This window comes from Streptomyces sp. NPDC059567, from assembly GCF_042735655.1.
Lineage (GTDB): Bacteria > Actinomycetota > Actinomycetes > Streptomycetales > Streptomycetaceae > Streptomyces.
Genome location: NZ_JBHWBS010000015.1, coordinates 69,726 through 87,170 on the forward strand (window position 1 = coordinate 69,726; position 17,445 = coordinate 87,170).

9 protein-coding genes are annotated in these 17,445 nt (G+C 73.2%); 6 read left to right on the forward strand and 3 right to left on the reverse strand.

Annotated features, from left to right (window positions below):
* Positions 1-105: 105 nt before the first annotated feature.
* From ACFVZW_RS10465 to ACFVZW_RS10475, 3 genes are all read right to left on the reverse strand, one after another.
* A complete protein-coding gene (locus ACFVZW_RS10465) occupies positions 106-1,647 on the reverse strand; it encodes an alpha/beta hydrolase (protein WP_384519417.1) in 1,542 nt (513 codons plus the stop codon).
* A 52-nt stretch (positions 1,648-1,699) separates the two neighbouring features.
* On the reverse strand, positions 1,700-3,268 hold the full coding sequence (locus ACFVZW_RS10470) for an alpha/beta hydrolase (RefSeq protein WP_384519419.1): 1,569 nt from the start codon (positions 3,266-3,268) through the stop codon (positions 1,700-1,702).
* A gap of 321 nt (positions 3,269-3,589) precedes the next feature.
* On the reverse strand, positions 3,590-6,262 hold the full coding sequence (locus tag ACFVZW_RS10475) for a lysylphosphatidylglycerol synthase domain-containing protein (protein ID WP_384519421.1): 2,673 nt from the start codon (positions 6,260-6,262) through the stop codon (positions 3,590-3,592).
* A gap of 195 nt (positions 6,263-6,457) precedes the next feature.
* On the opposite strand from ACFVZW_RS10475, the gene ACFVZW_RS10480 reads away from it, so the two are divergent.
* The 6 genes from ACFVZW_RS10480 to nudC all read left to right on the forward strand — a co-directional run bounded on the left by ACFVZW_RS10480 (position 6,458) and on the right by nudC (position 17,332).
* A complete protein-coding gene (locus tag ACFVZW_RS10480) occupies positions 6,458-6,835 on the forward strand; it encodes an MGMT family protein (RefSeq protein WP_384519423.1) in 378 nt (125 codons plus the stop codon).
* Positions 6,836-6,984: 149 nt separating this feature from the next.
* Positions 6,985-10,476, forward strand: a complete 3,492-nt coding sequence (locus tag ACFVZW_RS10485) for an ATP-dependent helicase (protein WP_384519425.1) — start codon at positions 6,985-6,987, stop codon at positions 10,474-10,476.
* 104 nt (positions 10,477-10,580) lie between these two features.
* Positions 10,581-11,423, forward strand: coding sequence for a hypothetical protein (locus tag ACFVZW_RS10490; RefSeq protein WP_384519427.1), 843 nt, complete (start codon positions 10,581-10,583; stop codon positions 11,421-11,423).
* A gap of 62 nt (positions 11,424-11,485) precedes the next feature.
* Entirely contained in the window at positions 11,486-14,905 is a 3,420-nt protein-coding gene (locus tag ACFVZW_RS10495; RefSeq protein ID WP_384519429.1) for a UvrD-helicase domain-containing protein, read from the forward strand.
* 10 nt (positions 14,906-14,915) lie between these two features.
* Positions 14,916-16,349 (forward strand): dipeptidase, encoded by a 1,434-nt coding sequence (locus ACFVZW_RS10500; RefSeq protein WP_384519431.1) that lies wholly within the window; start codon positions 14,916-14,918, stop codon positions 16,347-16,349.
* Complete coding sequence (gene nudC, locus ACFVZW_RS10505; protein WP_384519433.1) at positions 16,346-17,332, forward strand: NAD(+) diphosphatase; 987 nt, start codon at positions 16,346-16,348, stop codon at positions 17,330-17,332. Before ACFVZW_RS10500 ends, nudC begins: the two co-directional genes overlap by 4 nt.
* Positions 17,333-17,445: the final 113 nt, after the last annotated feature.

Consider the following 17,445-nt stretch of genomic DNA (forward strand, 5'->3'; position numbering starts at 1 on the left):
TGGGTGACCCATTTCGCGCCCCACACGCGGTTAAACTACCCCCGGGCTGGAGTATGCGAGGGGCCCGGACCTGACATCAGGTCCGGGCCCTTCTCGTACCTCCGGCTAGGGGCAGCGCGTGCCGTACTTCGGGACCGTGCCGTCCAGGAGATAGGCGTCGACCGTCCGCGTCACACAGGACGACGTGCCGTACGCGCCATGGCCCTCGCCCTCGTTGCCGACCAGGACGCCGACGCCGGTGCCCAGCTCCTTCGCCATCCGCTCGGCACCCTCGTACGGGGTCGCCGGGTCGCCCGTCGTACCGACGACCAGGATCGGGCCGGCGCCGGGCGCGCTCACGTCCGGGTCGACCCGCTCGCCCTTGACCGGCCACTGCGCGCACCAGCCGGCCGTGTCCCAGGCCAGGAACGCGCCGAAGACCGGCGAGAGCTTGCGGAACTCCGGCAGCAGCGCCTTCGCCTGCTCGGTCGTCGGCCGCTCGGCGGAGTCGGCGCAGGAGATCGCCCGCTGGGAGTGGGACTGGGTCGCGTAGTGCCCGGAGGCGTCCCGGTCGTTGTACGAGTCGGCGAGGGCGAGCAGCTCCGCGCCGTTGCGGTTCCGGGCCTGTTCCAGGGCGGAGGTCAGCAGGGGCCAGCTGCTCTCCGAGTAGAGCGTGACCGCGATACCGGTGAGCGCCAGACCGTCGGTCAGCTTGCGGTCGCCGACGGGCAGTGGGTCGCCGTCCAGCCGCTCCAGCAGACGGGCGATCCGGGCCGTCCCCTTCTCCGGGTCCTCGCCGGTGCTCTTCAGATAGTTGTCCAGAGCGCGCTGGAAGCCGATCGTCTGGTTGCGGGCGTGGCCCGTGGTGTCGGCGGTCGGGTCGACGACCGCGTCGAGGACGGTCCGGCCGACGTGCGTCGGGAACAGATGGGCGTAGGCGCCGCCGAGCTGGGTCCCGTAGGAGATGCCGAAGTAGTTCAGCTTGCCGTCGCCGAGGACGTGCCGGACGAGGTCCAGGTCACGGGCGGTGTTGCTGGTGGTGGTGTACGGGATGACCTTGCCGGAGCGGCGGGCGCACCCGGCGCCGAAGGAGGCGCCGTCCGCGCGGAACGCGACCTCTTCCGCCGGCGTCTCCGGCGTCGCGTCGACGGTCTCGGCGGCGGCCAGCTCCTTGTCGTCCCGGCACACGACACCGGCGCTCTGCCGGACGCCGCGCGGGTCGAAGCCGACCAGGTCGTAGCGGCGGTTCAGCCCGCTGTACTCCTGGGCCGCGCGGGGGAGTATCTCGACGCCGGAGGCGCCGGGTCCGCCGAAGTTGAAGAGCAGGGAGCCGATCCGCCGGTTCTTGTCGCGTGCCTCCTTGCGGATCAGCGCGATCGGGATCGTCTCGCCGTCGGGCCGGGCGTAGTCGAGCGGGACCCGCACCTCGGTGCAGCGCCAGTCGGCGCCGGGCTTCTCGCCGCCCTCGGGCGCGGCGCACGGCTTCCACTCGGGGCGCTGCCCGGTGAGCGAGGCGGGCAGCCCGGCGTCCCTCGGCTGCTTGGCATCCGCGCTCGGCGGGGTCTTGCCGATGCTCCGAGGGGTCTCGTTGGGCGTTCCGGTGCTCGTACAGCCCGCGACCAGCAGTCCGGTGACGGCGACGGCCGCCACCCGTACCCGTATGGACAAGACGACCCCCGTGATCCGGAACGGAAACCGCCATCCTAGGCGTCGGGCTGCGCTACTTGCAGACGGTCCCGGAGGCCGGCACCTTCCCGTCCAGGAAGTACGCGTTGACGGTGTTCTGCACGCACGCGTTGCCGCCGTTGTACGCGCCGTGCCCCTCGCCCTCGTACGTCAGCTCCACACCGACGCCGTCGCCGAGCGCGTCCACCATCGCCCGGGTCCCCCCGTACGGGGTCGCCGGGTCGCCCGTCGTGCCGAGCACCAGGATCGGGGCGGATCCGGGCGCGGAGACGTCGGGGTGCTCCCAGGCGCCCGCGACCGGCCACTGGGAGCAGCCCGAAAGGGCCCAGCCCATGTAGTCCCCGAAGACGGCGGAGGCCTTCTGGAACTCCGGGAGCCGTTCCTTGGCCTGGCCGAGGGTGTAGCGCTCCTTGAAGTCCACGCAGTTGATGGCCGCGTTCGCCGCCTGGATGTTGCTGTAACTGCCGTTCTGGTCCCGCCCGTTCATGGAGTCGGAGAGGGCGAGCAGCAGCCCGCCGTCGCCGCCCTCGGCCGAGTCGAGCCCCTGCTCCAGGTACTGCCAGAACTCCTTGGAGTACAGGGCCTGCGCGATGCCGTTGGTGGCCTGGGTCTGGGTGAGCTTGCGGTCCCCGATCCCGGCGATCGGCTTCTCGTCGAGCTCGTCGAGGAGGCCGATGATGAACGACTCGATCTCGGCGACCGTCGAACCGGGCAGCGTGCAGGCGTCGCCGCGGGCCACGCAGTCCTCGGCGAAGTTGTCGAGGGCGAGCTGGAAGCCCTGGGCCTGGCCGAGCGCGCCGGCCTCCGTGCCGGAGTTCGGGTCGATGACCGCGTCGAAGAGGGCGCGGCCGACGTTCTCCGGGAACAAGTTGGCGTAGACGCCGCCCAGTTGTGTGCCGTACGAGATGCCGAAGTAGTGGAGCTTTTCGTCGCCGAGGACCTGGCGCATCAGGTCCAGGTCGCGGGCGGCGTTCTCGGTGCCGACGTGGGGGAGGACGGTGCCGGACTCGTTCTCGCAGCCCGCGGCGTACTTCTTCTGCGCGTCGGACAGCGTCCGTTCCTCGGAGGCGTCGTCCGGGGTGAAGTCCATCGCGTAGTAGGCGTCCAGCTCCTTGTCGGTCAGACACTGGACGTCCGCGCTGCGGCCGACGCCACGGGGGTCGAACGAGACGAGGTCGTAGCGCGTGCGGAGCTTCTCGTAGTCCGGGGCGAAGGACGGCAGGCCGGTGACTCCGGAGCCGCCGGGGCCGCCGAAGTTGTAGATCATGGAGCCGATCCGCTGGTCGGGGTTGCTGGTCCGGGCGCGGATCAGGGCCAGCTCGATGGTCTCGCCTCCGGGGTCCGCGTAGTCGAGCGGTGCGTCCATGAAGGAGCACTCCCAGGCGGTCCCGCCGGGCAGCGGGGAGGGCGCGGGACCGCCGCCCTCCGCGGCGGACGGGGGCGGACAGGGGGCCCACTCCAGCTCCTGCGCGGCGAACCCGGCGAGATCGGTGGGCGAGCCGGAGGCCGTGCCACCACCGTTCGAGCATCCGGCGACGCCGACGGCGAGCACCATGGTGGTCGCGGTGAGCAGGACGGCACGCTGCGCGGCGGAGATCGGCATGAATCCATGGTGATCCGAACAAAGCAACCCCGCGCGGGCGGGCACCCACACGGGTGTCACGCATGGCGACCCTAGGGGCACGGGAATCGGCGCGCTCGGCTACGACGCACTCGCAGACTCCATGCGGGCTCCAGCCCCCGGCCCTAGGGGCGCGGGGAAGGGCGCGCTCGGCTACGACGCACCCGCAGACTCCATGCGGGCTCCAGCCCCCCGGGCCCCTAGGGGGGAACGGCGCGAGCAGCCACAGTCGGCCCGCAGACTCCGCACGACCCCGCCCACCGGCCCCGCCGCGCGCTGAAGCGCCCCCGCTCCCGCCGTGCGCTACAGCGCGCCCCGCTTCGTCAGCCAGTTGAAGCACAACCACCCCGGCAGCACCGGCAGCCACAGCGTCAGCAGCCGGTACAGCAGCACCGCCGGCGTCGCGACCTCGATGGGGAGGCCGACCGCGACCAGGCCGAGGGTCAGCGCGCCCTCGACCGCGCCCACACCGCCGGGCGTCGGCGCCGCCGAGCCGAGCGCGTTGCCCGCGAGGAAGACGACCGCCACGCTGGCGTAGCTGAGTCCCTGGGCCTCGTGCCCGAATGCCCGGATCGACGCGTCCAGGCACAGCACGAACACACCGGTCAGAAGCAGCATCCCGCCGATGCCCGTGAGCAGCTTCAGCGGTCGCTGGAGCACGTCCAGCATGCGCGGCACGACACCCGCGAACAGCGACCGCAGCCGCGTCGAGACGAACTTCCGCATGAACGGGATGGCGGTCACCACCAGCACCAGCACCGCCACCGTCAGCAGACCGGCGATGACCGTCCTCGACGGGGTGAACGACTGCGACTTCTCCGTACCCGTCAGATAGCCGAAGGCGAGCAGCAGCAGGATGTGCGCCCCGAGCCCGAAGAGCTGCGACGCGCCGACGCTCGCCACCGCGAGCCCCGGCCGCACCCCCGAGCGCTGGAGGAACCGGGTGTTCAGCGCGACACCGCCGACCGCCGCCGGAGCGACGATCTTCACGAACGACCCGGCCACCTGCGCGACCACGGTCCGCCAGAACCCGACCCGCTCCGGTACGAAGCCGAGCAGGCTCATGGCGGCGGCGATGTAGCTCAGCGCCGAGAACAGCACGGCCGCCGCCACCCATCGCCAGTCGGCCGAGCTGATCGTGGACAGCGGCGTCCGGGCGATCTGCGACAGCAGGAAGTACGCGGCGACGGCGCCGGCGATGAGACTGATGAGCGTGCGCGGCTTGATCCGCTCCAGACGGACCGGTTCGACCGGCGCCTGGGGCCGGATCAGCAGCACCTGCCGACGGATCTGCGCCAGCAGGTCCTCGTCGCGGGCCTCGTCGAGCGCCTCGTCGATGGCCCGCTTCTCGGCCTGCTTCTCCGCCTTCTCCAGCTTCCGGTCGGACTTGCGGTCGATCTTGGCTTCGGCCGTGCCGGCGTCGGAGGCAGCCGCCTCCACCCGGGCCCGCTTGGCCGCCTCGGAGGCCTCAAGGACGGCTTCGCGCTCGCGCTTCGACCGCTCCCTGGCCAGCCTCCTGAGCGTCGCGCGCGTGGAGCGGCTCAGCGCGATCGGCTGGAGGAGGGGGAGACAGTCGGCGATGGCGTCCGGGCCGAGCACGTCCACGGCACCGGCCACCGCGCGCTCGGCACCCACCCGCAGACCGAGGGTGGTGAGCAGCTGGGCGATGTCCATCCGCAGGATCAGGTCGCCGGCGGCGATCTCACCGCCCCGCAGATCCGTCAGGATCACCTTGCCGGAACGATCCACCAGAATCGCGTCGCCCGCGAGCCTGCGGTGCGCGATCCGGCGCGACTGGAGCGCGCGGACCTGCCGCCAGGCGCTGTGCACCAGCTCGTCGGTGATCTCCGCGTCGTCCAGGGAGTCCAGGGTCCGGCCGCCCAGGTGCTCGTAGACGAGCATCACGGCGTCCGGACCGAGCTCGGAGGTGGCGATCAGCTTCGGCGCGTTGGCCCCGGCGGCGATCGCCGCGTACGCGAGGAGGGCCTCCTGCTCCAGCGCCTGGCGCAGCGAGACGATCGACCGGCGGGTGGTGATCGCGCGCAGGGTGATCCTGCGCCAGACCCGGTAGAAGAAGCCGTGCGCCTGCTGCTCCCGGTCCACGACGGTGACGTCGAGCGGTGGCCCGTCCTCCAGCGTGACGATGTAGCGGCGCCCCCGGTCGCCGGTGTCGGCCGAGTCGGGCACGCCCGCGCCCTCGGCACGCAGCGCCGTGACCGGCCGGAAGCCGACCCGGCGCAGACCTGCCAGGAGCGTCTGCCCGGTGGGGCGGACATTGGGGGAGCCGACCGCGTACAGCGTTCCGTACGCGACGGTCCAGCCGATCAGCACCGTCAGGATGATGGAGAACGCGGTGGTGTACCCGGCGACCAGCATCGTGAACGCGTCGAGCAGCAGCACGGCCCACAGGCTCACCCGCCAGCGCGGGCGCCGGGCCATGCCGACGGCGGTCATGTACGCGATGACGGGCGCGAGGTAGTTGTGCACCGGATCGGTGAGACCGCCGCCCGTGGCCGGCTGGGTCAGCGCGTCCTGGATGGTGCCGGGTGCGGCCTTGGCGACCCAGAGGTCGGTGGCGAGGGTGACACCGTGGGCGAGCACGGCGGCGAGGACGCCGTCGGCGATCCGCAGTCCGTCCCGTTTGATCAGCCGCTCGATGGCGAAGGCCACCGGTACGAGCAGGACGGCGATGCTGGAGACCAGGCCGGCGATCTTGACGAAGACGTCGGGCGCGCCACCGGCGCCCTTGTTGATGTCCTGCTCGAGACCCGAGGTGGTGCCGTGGGCGAAGGCGGCGATGGCGATGACGAGGGCGATCGCGAGGACGCCGACGAGCAGCCGCATCAGGTCGGAGGGACGGTGCACACGGGCGGCGAGCAGCGGTTCGTCCTGCGAGACCCGCTCGCTGGGCTCCCCCTCGGGCGAGGGCAGGTCGGGGTGAGCCCCCTCCTCAGGAGGCCGAGCGTCGTACCCCATCACTGTGTCCGTCTCTGCTTGTGCCGCGTGCTCGTCGTGCGACGCGTCCTGCTTTTCGAATTGTTGTTCTTCTTGGTCGTCTTGTCGCTCTTGATCTCGTATCACCAGTCACCGCCCGGACGATGGTGGCACGAAGCGGCGCCCGACGGAGGCATCAGGGCCTTGTCGGTGGGGTTGTCGGTGGGGTGAGGCAGGATGGGGCGGATGAGCGTGGAGGAGCTTCCGGAGTACGCGGAGCGGGTCCTTGAAGTCGCCGAGCTGATTCCGCCGGGCCGGGTGATGACCTACGGAGACGTGGCCGAATGGATAGGCGAGGGCGGACCGCGCCAGGTCGGCCGCGTGATGGCCCTGTACGGCGGGGCCGTGCCGTGGTGGCGCGTGGTGCGCTCCGACGGCACGCTGCTGCCCGGCCACGAGCTGCGCGCCCTCGGTCACTACCGGGACGAGGGAACCCCGCTGCGCCAGGCCGGGCGCAGCGCCGAGGGGCATGTGCCCAAGATCGACATGCGACGGGCGCGGTGGGACGGCACGGACGGCGCCGGCCCGGATCCGCGTGCGGGAACTCACATGTGACGGCTCCGACCACGGCAGGACCGGCCGGGCGGCCCGATGACGGCGCGGAGGCCCGTACGGAGTACGGCTCGGACGCCCTCCGTTTCCCGTAACGTCGTCGTTCGCCCCGTACACCTCTCCACCTCTTCGCTCAGGACCGGTCGATCCACGTGAGTTCCTCCTCCACCACCCGGCGCATGCCGCACCAGGGGCGGACCACGGGCGCGTACCGACTGGTGCGCACGGCCCCGACCCAGGTGGATCCCCCTCTGCTGGACGCAGCGCAGCGGGAAGTGGTTGACCACGCGGGCGGACCGTTGCTCGTCCTCGCCGGACCGGGCACCGGCAAGACGACGACGCTGGTCGAGGCGGTGGCGGCCCGCGTCGAGAAGGGGACGGACCCGGAGCGGATCCTCGTCCTCACCTTCAGCCGCAAGGCCGCCGTGGAGCTGCGCGACCGGATGGCGGCGCGGCTGGGAGGATCGCGGCCTCCGCAGGCGACGACCTTCCACTCGTACTGCTACGCCCTGATCCGCGCGCACCAGGACGCCGAGCTCTTCGCCGAACCGCTGCGGCTGCTGTCGGGGCCGGAGCAGGACCTGTTCGTACGGGAGCTGCTCGCGGGCCAGATCGACCTGGAGAAGGCGGGGCTCGCGGGGATCCGGTGGCCCGACGAGCTGCGGGCCTGCCTGACCACACGGGGCTTCGCCGACGAGGTACGGGCCGTCCTCGCGCGCTCGCGCGAGCTGGGGCTCGGGCCGCGGGCGCTGGCCGAGTTCGCCCAGCGGGTGGGGCGCCCGGACTGGAGGGCGGCGGCCGGCTTCCTGGCGGAGTACCTGGACGTCCTGGACCTGCAGGGGGTCCTCGACTACACGGAGCTCGTGCACCGGGCGGTGCTGCTGTCGGAGAGCGTGACGCTGCCCGACTACGACGCCGTCTTCGTGGACGAGTACCAGGACACGGACCCGGCGCAGGTGCGGCTGCTGCGCGCGCTGGCGGGGGGTGGCCGCACGGTGGTCGCCTTCGGCGACCCGGACCAGTCGATCTACGCGTTCCGGGGCGCCGACGTGAACGGCATCCTGGACTTCCCCGACATCTTCCCGCGGCTCGACGGCCGGCCCTCGGACGTCCGGGTCCTCACGGGCTCCCGCCGTTCGGGCGCGGGGCTGCTCGCCGCGACGCGCGAACTCACCCGGCGGATGCCCCTGCCACGACTGCCCGGCGACAAGGTCCGCGCCCACCGGGAGCCGGCGCCGACGCGCGGGGGCGGCCGGGTCGAGGTCTACACGTACCCCACGGCCTCCACCGAGTCCGACAACATCGCCGACCTCCTGCGCCGCGCGCACCTGGAGGACGGGGTCCCCTGGCAGGACATGGCCGTCCTGGTCCGCGCGGCCACCACCGTCCCGGGCCTCCGCCGCGCCCTCACCTCGGCCGGCGTCCCCCTGGAGACCGACACCGCCGACACCCCCCTCCGCCACGAACCGGCGGTGGCCCCGCTGCTGCTCGCCCTGCGCACGGCGGCCCCGGGCACGGACGATCCGGCGGAGCCGAGTACCGAAGGAATCGACGCGCCTGCCGACGGTGCCGAGGACCCGGCCGATTCTCCCGCGCCCGCCGACGGTGTCGGGGACCCGGCCGTTTCTCCCGCGCCTGCCGACGGTGTCGGGGACCCGGCTGTTTCTCCCGCGCCCGCCGACGGTGCCGCTGCGGAGTCCGGCGCCGAGAAAACGGCCCCGGCCGCCGCCGCGGAGCCCGGCGCCCTCGCGACGGCCCCGGCCGCCGCCGCGTGGCTCGACACCGAGACCGCGCTCACTCTGCTCGCCTCGCCCCTCGCCGCCATGGATCCCGCCGATCTGCGCCGCCTCGGCCGTGCGCTGCGCGACGAGGAGCGGGCCGGGGGGAACCAGGTGCCGCCGCCCTCCGACGTACTCCTCGCCCGTGCGCTCGCCGAGCCCGAGCGGCTCGTCGCGCACGACCAGTCGTACGCCCGCGGCGCCAAGCGGCTCGGTGATCTGCTCCGGCAGGCCCGCAACCGTCTCGCCGCGGGCGGCACCGCCGAAGAGGCCCTCTGGCTGCTGTGGAACGGCACCCCCTGGCCCGGCCGGCTGGAGCGCGCGGCCCTTCGCGGCGGCCCGGCCGGCCGCAACGCGGACCGCGACCTCGACGCCGTCTGCGCCCTCTTCGAGGCCGCCGCCCGCGCCGAGGACCGTGTCGGCGGCCGCGGCGCCCTGAACTTCCTCGAAGAGCTCGACGCCCAGGACATCGCCGCCGACACCCTCTCCAAGCGTCAGACCCGCCCCGACGCCGTCCGTCTGATGACCGCCCACCGGGCCAAGGGCCTGGAATGGAGCCTCGTCGTCGTCGCCGGCGTCCAGGAGGGCCTCTGGCCCGACCTGCGCCGTCGCGGCTCCCTCCTCGAAGCCGACCGCATCGGACGCGACGGGCTCGCCGAGCCCCTCACCCCCGGCGCCCTCCTCGCGGAGGAGCGCCGCCTCTTCTACGTCGCCGCCACCCGCGCCCGCGACCGGCTCGTCGTGACCGCCGTCAAGACCCCCGCCGACGACGGCGACCAGCCCTCCCGCTTCCTCACCGAACTCGGCACGGAGCCGAAGGACGTGCAGGGCCGCCCCCGCCGCCCCCTCGCCGTGGCCGCCCTCGTCGCCGAACTGCGTGCCACGACCGTCGACCCGGCCGCCTCCGACGTGCTCCGCGACGCCGCCGCCCAGCGCCTCGCCCAGCTCGCCGCGCTCACCGACGACGAGGGTCAGCCGCTGGTCCCGGCCGCCCACCCGGACCGCTGGTGGGGCCTGTTCGAACCCACCCGCAGCCGGGTCCCGCTCCGCGATCGCGACCACCCCGTCGCCCTCTCCGGCTCCGCCCTCGACCAGCTCGCCAACACCTGCGCCCTCCAGTGGTTCCTGGGCCGCGAGGTCAAGGCCGACGCCCCCGCCACCGCCGCGCAGGGCTTCGGCAACGTCGTCCACGTCCTCGCCGACGAGGTCGCCTCCGGCCGTACCCCCGCCGACCTCGACGTCCTCATGGCCCGCCTGGACTCGGTCTGGGACGGGCTCGCCTTCGACGCCCCCTGGAAGTCCGCGCAGGAGAAGGAGCACGCGCGCGTGGCGCTGGAACGCTTCCTGCGCTGGCACGTCATGGACCGCGGCGGCCGCACGCCCGCCGCGACCGAGCACGACTTCGACGTGACCCTCGAAGCCGGTGCGTACCAGGTCCGGATCCGCGGCTCCATGGACCGCGTCGAGACCGACGAACACGGCCGCGCCTACGTCGTCGACTTCAAGACCGGCAAGTCCGCCCCGACCAGGGACGAGGTCGCCCACCACCCCCAGCTCGCCGTGTACCAGCTCGCGGTACGCGAAGGGGCCCTGGACGAGGTCTTCGACGGCCACCGCCCCGACCCCGGCGGCGCCGAACTCGTACAGCTGCGCCAGCCCGCCCCCAAGAAGGAGGGCGGTGAGACCCTCCCGAAGGTCCAGGCCCAGGAGCCCCTGGCGGGGGAGTGGGTCGGCGACCTCCTGGCCACGGCGGCCGGCCGGGTCCTCGACGAGCGCTTCACCCCCACCACGGGCCAGCACTGCACCCACTGCACGTTCCGCGCCTCCTGCAGCGCCCAGCCCGAGGGCCGCCACATCGTGGAGTAGCCCACCCTGTTGCGGAACCACCGGTACGACGCGCCGCAGCGAAGTCGCGGGCGCACGTCCCAGGGGTGACGCTGGTGGACAGGGGAATCCGCGAGGAGGCTCGCATGGCGTACCGGCGACGCATGCTCCGCACCGCGACGGCCACCGTGGCGGCCGGCGCGACGGCCGTCTGTACGGCGGTGATCGTCGGTGCCGCTCCGGCGGCCGGGGCCCCGGTCACTCCTCCACCGGCGTACGCGCAAGCCGCCGCCCCCAGCCCCTCGCCCGACCCCTTCGAGGGCCTGACCGCCGACCAGATCGGCGACCGGGCCGTCACCGCCACCCAGTCCGCGACCTCCCTCCGGATGACCGGCCGGGTCGAGTCGGACGGGCAGCCGCTGGACATCGACCTCGCCGTCAACGACAAGCGCGAGTGCACCGGGCGGATGACGATCCGCGGCGGCGCCGCGGAGCTCCGGCAGACCGACGGGATCACGTACATGAAGGGCGACGAGCAGTTCTGGCGGGTCTCCATGACCTCCCAGGGGATACCGGAGCCCCAGATCGGCCCCACCATCGAGCTGCTCAAGGGCCGCTGGCTGAAGATCACGCCCGGTCAGGCCGGCAGCGGCGACCTGAGCGGGGTCTGCAACCTCAAGGATCTCCTCGCCGACCTGGACGAGGACGACGGCGAGCGCAGGGGCCTGACCCGGGGAGCCGACGCCGAGGTCGAGGGAACGCCGGTCGCCACCCTGGTGAAGAAGAAGCCCGGCGGTGAGACGACCACGGTGTCCGTCTCCCAGGAGGGCAAGCCGTACATCCTCAAGCTGGTCAAGACCGGCGGCGAGGAGCCCGGGACGCTCGTCTTCTCCGACTACGACAAGCCGGTCACGGTGGTCGTACCGCCCGCGGACGAGACCGTGGACCTCACCAAGCTCGATCAGGGCACGACGACCCGGGCGGCCTGAGGCGTCCCGCTCGGCTTCCGCCGTGGTCGGCGCTGTCGGTGGTCCCCGTTAGCCTCTTTGGGGTGACCGCACGCATCACCGACCCCGAGCAGCTCAAGGAGCTCCTGGGCATCCCCTTCACCCCGGAGCAGACGGCCTGCATCATCGCGCCGCCCGCCCCGCAGGTCATCGTGGCCGGAGCCGGTTCCGGCAAGACGACGGTGATGGCCGCCCGGGTGGTCTGGCTGGTCGGCACGGGCCAGGTCGCGCCCGAACAGGTCCTCGGCCTCACCTTCACCAACAAGGCCGCCGGCGAACTCGCCGAGCGCGTCCGCACCGCCCTCGTCCGCGCCGGCGTCACGGACCCCGACGTCATCTCCCCGCCCCACCCGTCGCCCGGCCACCACCCCTCGACGACGCCGGTGCCCGCCGACCCCTCCTATTCCCCGGGCGAGCCCCGCATCTCCACGTACCACGCCTTCGCCGGACAGCTCCTGACCGACCACGGCCTGCGCATCGGCCTGGAGCCCACATCCCGCCTCCTCGCCGACGCCACCCGCTACCAGCTCGCCGCGCGCGTCCTGCGCGAGGCGCCCGGGCCGTACCCCGCCCTGACCAAGTCGTTCCCGACCCTCGTCAGCGACCTCCTCGCGCTCGACGCCGAGCTGGCCGAACATCTCGTACGGCCCGAGGAGCTCAAGGCGTACGACACCGATCTGCTCGACGCCCTCGCCCGCGCCAAGCTCTCCAACGCCGACCTGCGCAAGGTCCCCGAGACGGCCGCGGCCCGGCGCGAGCTGCTCGACCTCGTGATCCGCTACCGCGCGGCCAAACGCTCCCGCGATCTGCTCGACTTCGGCGACCAGATCGCGCTCTCCGCCGAACTCGCCACCACGCGCGCGGAGGTCGGCGCCATCCTGCGCGACGAGTTCCGGGTCGTGCTGCTCGACGAGTACCAGGACACCTCCGTCGCCCAGCGGCTGCTGCTCTCCGGCCTCTTCGGCGCGGGCACCGGGCACGCCGTGACCGCGGTCGGCGACCCCTGCCAGGCGATCTACGGCTGGCGCGGCGCGTCCGTCGCCAACCTGGACGACTTCCCCACCCACTTCCCGTACGCGGACGGCAGCCCCGCCACCCGTTACGCGCTCTCCGAGAACCGGCGCAGCGGCGGCCGCCTCCTCGACCTGGCGAACGGCCTCGCCACGCCCCTGCGGGCCATGCACGCGGGCGTGGAGGCGCTGCGCCCGGCGCCCGGCGCGGAGCGGGACGGGTCGGTGCGCATCGCCCTCCTCCCCACCCACGCCGAGGAGATCGACTGGCTCGCCGACTCCCTCGCCCACCTGGTCCGCACGGGCAAGGAGCCCGGCGAGATCGCGGTCCTGTGCCGGACGGCGACCGACTTCCCCGCCATCCAGGCCGCTCTGGTGGCCCGCGACGTCCCCGTCGAGGTCGTCGGCCTGTCGGGCCTTCTCCACCTGCCCGAGATCGCCGACCTGGTCGCGGTCTGCGAGGTCCTCCAGGACCCCGGCGCCAACGCCTCCCTGGTCCGTCTCCTGACCGGCCCCCGCTGGCGCATCGGCCCGCGCGACCTGGCCCTCCTCGGCCGCCGCGCCCGGCTCCTCGTCCACCGGGAGCGGGGCGGTGACGGCGACGCCGACCAGCGGCTCGCCGCGGCCGTCGAGGGCGTCGACCCCGCCGAGGTCATCTCGCTCGCCGACGCGCTCGACACGTTCCTCGACTCCGGCGGCGAGGAAGACGGCCTGCCGTTCTCCGCCGAGGCCCGGGTCCGCTTCGCCCGGCTCGCCGCCGAGCTGCGCACCCTTCGCTCCTCGCTCGCCGACCCGCTGATGGACGTCCTGCACCGGGTCCTCTCCACCACCGGCCTCGAGGTCGAACTCTCCGCCTCCCCGCACGCCCTCGCCGCCCGGCGCCGCGAAACCCTCTCGAACTTCCTCGACATAGCGGCCGGTTTCGCCTCCCTGGACGGCGAGGCGACCCTGCTGGCCTTCCTCGGCTTCCTGCGCACCGCCGCGCAGTACGAGAAGGGCCTCGACAACGCGCTCCCGGGCGGCGAGAACACGGTCAAGGTCCTCACCGCGCACAAGTCCAAGGGCCTGGAGTGGGACGTCGTGGCGGTGCCCGGCCTGGTTTCCGCCCAGTTCCCGAGCACCAGGTCCCGCGAGTCGTGGACCTCCCAGCCCCAGGTGCTGCCGCACGCCCTGCGCGGCGACACGGCGACGCTGCCCTCCGTCACGACCTGGGACGCGGCCTCCCTGAAGTCCTTCAAGGAGGCGATGCGCGACCACCAGCACACCGAGGAGCTCCGCCTCGGCTACGTGACCTTCACCCGCCCCCGCTCCCTCCTCCTGGGCTCCGCCCACTGGTGGGGCCCGGCGCAGAAGAAGCCCCGAGGCCCCTCGGACTTCCTCCACGCCCTGTACGACCACTGCGCGGCGGGCTTCGGCGAGATCGAGGCCTGGGCGGACGAACCGGAGAAGGACGCCGAGAACCCGTCCCTGACGGAGCACCTCGCGGACCAGGCCTGGCCCCTCCCCCTGGACGGGACCTCCCTCCACCGCCGGAGGAAGGCGGCGGAGCAGGTCCGCGCCGCGTTGTGGGCGCAACCCGTGGACGCGCCGCCCGCGCAAGGACCCGCACCCCAGGACCCCGAGGACCCCTGGCCCGAGGAGGAGCCGGTCTGGGAGGAGGACCCCTTCTGGGACGAGGAGCCTCCGGCCGACGGGATCCCCGCTCCCCGGGAGCCGGAGACCCCGACGACCCCCGAAGACCGGAAGACGATCGCCTCCTGGGACCGCGACCTCACCGCCCTCACCACCGAACTGAGGCGCGCCCGCGCCACCACCCGCGACGTGCTCCTGCCCGCCTACCTCTCCGCCTCCCAGGTCCTCCGCCTCGCCGCCGACCCCGACGGCTTCGCCCGGGACCTGGCCCGGCCCATGCCCCGCCCCCCGCAGCCCGCCGCCCGGCGCGGCACCCGGTTCCACGCGTGGGTGGAGTCACGGTTCGAGGAACTCCCGCTCCCCATGCTCGGCCCGGACGAGCTCCCCGGCGGCGAGGAGTTCGCCGGCGAACCGGAGATCGTGGACGAGCGCGACCTCGACGCGCTCAAGGACGCCTTCGCCCTCACCCCGTACGCCCACCGCACCCCGTACCGCGTCGAGGTCCCCGTCCATCTCTCCCTCGCGGGCCGGGTCGTCCGCGGCCGGATCGACGCCGTCTACCGCGACCCGGACACCGGCGCGTACGAGATCGTCGACTGGAAGACGAGCCATCTGCGCACCGCCGACCCCCTCCAGCTCGCGATCTACCGTCTCGCCTGGGCCGAGCAGCACGGCCTCGCCCCCGACGACGTCGCCGCCGCCTTCGTCTACGTACGGACGGGAGAGGTCGTACGCCCCCGGACGCTCCCCGGCCGTGCCGAGCTGGAGGGGATCCTGCTGGGCCGACCGACCCCGGACGGACCCGCCCCGGACGCCGGATAGGCTCAGGAGCATGAGCGAGACCCCGGACAACGCCGTCCAGACCGTACGTACCCAGGCCGTACGCACGTACATCGAGCAGCACCGCGCCGCCTTCCTCGACGACCTCGCCGCCTGGCTGCGCATCCCCTCCGTGTCGGCGCAGCCCGCCCACGCCGAGGACGTACGGCGCAGTGCCCGGTGGCTCGCCGACAAGCTGACCGACACGGGGTTCACGACGGTCGAGGTCTGGGAGACGGACGGCGCTCCCGCGGTCTTCGCCGAGTGGCCCTCCGAGGACCCGGACGCCCCGACCGTGCTCGTCTACGGCCACCACGACGTCCAGCCGGCCGCCCGTGAGGACGGCTGGCACACGGACCCGTTCGAGCCGCACGTCACCGACGGCCGGATGTACGCGCGGGGTGCCGCCGACGACAAGGGCCAGGTCTTCTTCCACACCCTCGGTGTCCGCGCCCACCTCGCCGCGACCGGGCGGACCGCCCCCGCGGTCAACCTCAAGCTGATCGTCGAGGGCGAGGAGGAGTCGGGCTCCCCGCACTTCCGGGCCCTCGTCGAGGCCCACGCGGACCGGCTCGCGGCCGATGCGGTGATCGTCTCCGACACGGGCATGTGGTCCGAGGACACCCCGACGGTCTGCACCGGGATGCGGGGCGTCGCGGACTGCGAGATCGAGCTGTACGGCCCCGACCAGGACATCCACTCCGGTTCCTTCGGCGGCGCCGTGCCCAATCCGGCCACCGTCGCCGGTCGCCTGGTCGCCGCCCTGCACGACGAGGACGAGCACGTCGCGATCCCCGGGTTCTACGACGGCGTCACCGAGCTGTCGGACGCCGAGCGGGCCCTCATCGCCGAGCTGCCCTTCGACGAGGCGCGCTGGCTGACCACCGCCAAGTCCCACGGCACCCTCGGCGAGTCCGGCTTCTCCACCCTGGAGCGCGTCTGGGCCCGCCCGACGGCGGAGGTCAACGGCATCGGCGGCGGCTACCAGGGCCCCGGCGGCAAGACGATCGTCCCCGCCTCCGCGCAGCTGAAGCTCTCCTTCCGGCTGGTCGCGGGCCAGGACCCGGACAAGATCGAGCTCGCCGTACGGGACTGGCTCGCCGCCCGTGTCCCCGCGGGCATCCGGTACGAGATCGCCTTCGGCGCCCCGACCCGGCCCTGCCTCACCCCGCTCGACCACCCGGCCCTCAAGGCGGTCGCGGGCGCGATGAGCCGCGCCTTCGACGGCGCCAAGGTCCGCTACACCCGCGAGGGCGGCTCGGGCCCGGCCGCCGACCTCCAGGACGTCCTGGGCGCACCGGTGCTGTTCCTCGGCATCTCGGTGCCGTCCGACGGCTGGCACGCCCCCAATGAGAAGATCGAGCTCGATCTCCTCCTCAAGGGCGTCGAGACCACCGCCCATCTGTGGAGCGACCTGCCCGCCGCACTCCACACAACCGCGCGATGAACCCACACAACGATCCGGGGGAGTTGGAAGTACCTGTGTCCACCTTGAAGAGCCAGTTCGCGGACCGGCCGATCTCGCTCACCGCCCCGAGCGGCATCGACCGCGCCGCTCACCACCGTCTCGACGAGGCCTGGCTCGCGGCGGCCTGGAGCCACCCCACGACCCGCGTCTTCGTGGTCTCCGGCGGTCAGGTGCTGATCGACGACACCCCCGACGGCCGCACCGAGCTCGTCATGACCCCTGCCTTCGAGGCGCCGGTCACCGAGACGCACCGCTACTTCCTGGGCACGGACGCCGACGGAGTCTCCTACTTCGCCCTCCAGAAGGACGCCCTGCCCGGCCGGATGGACCAGTCCGCCCGGCCCGCGGGGCTGCGCGAGGCCGGCCTGCTGCTCTCGCCCAGGGACGCGGGCCTCATGGTGCACGCCGTCGCCCTGGAGAACTGGCAGCGGCTCCACCGCTTCTGCTCCCGCTGCGGCGAGCGCACGGTGATCGCGGCCGCCGGCCACATCCGTCGCTGCCAGGCCTGCGGCGCCGAGCACTACCCGCGGACGGACCCGGCGGTCATCATGGTCGTCACGGACGAGCAGGACCGCATCCTGCTCGGCCGCCAGGTCCACTGGCCCGAGGGCCGCTTCTCGACCCTCGCGGGCTTCGTCGAGCCCGGCGAGTCGATCGAGACGGCGGTGATCCGCGAGGTCTTCGAGGAGGCCGGCGTCACGGTCGGCGAGGTCGAGTACGTCGCCAGCCAGCCCTGGCCGTTCCCGGCCAGCCTGATGCTGGGCTTCATCGCGCACGCCACCTCCTCGGAGATACACGTGGACGGCGAGGAGATCCACGAGGCCCGCTGGTTCTCCCGCGAGGAGCTGGCCGCCGCCTTCGAGTCCGGCGAGGTGCTGCCCCCGTACGGCATCTCGATCGCCTCCCGGCTGATCGAGCTCTGGTACGGCAAGCCGCTGCCGAAGCCGGGCGACGTCGTCTGACGCCCGCACCCATGGCTGAAAAGAGCCCCCGCCCGGGTCATGCGGGGGGGGGGGGGTGGTGGGGGGGGGGGCCGGGGGGGGCGTGGCCGAACATGTGGGTTAGCTGGGGCTGC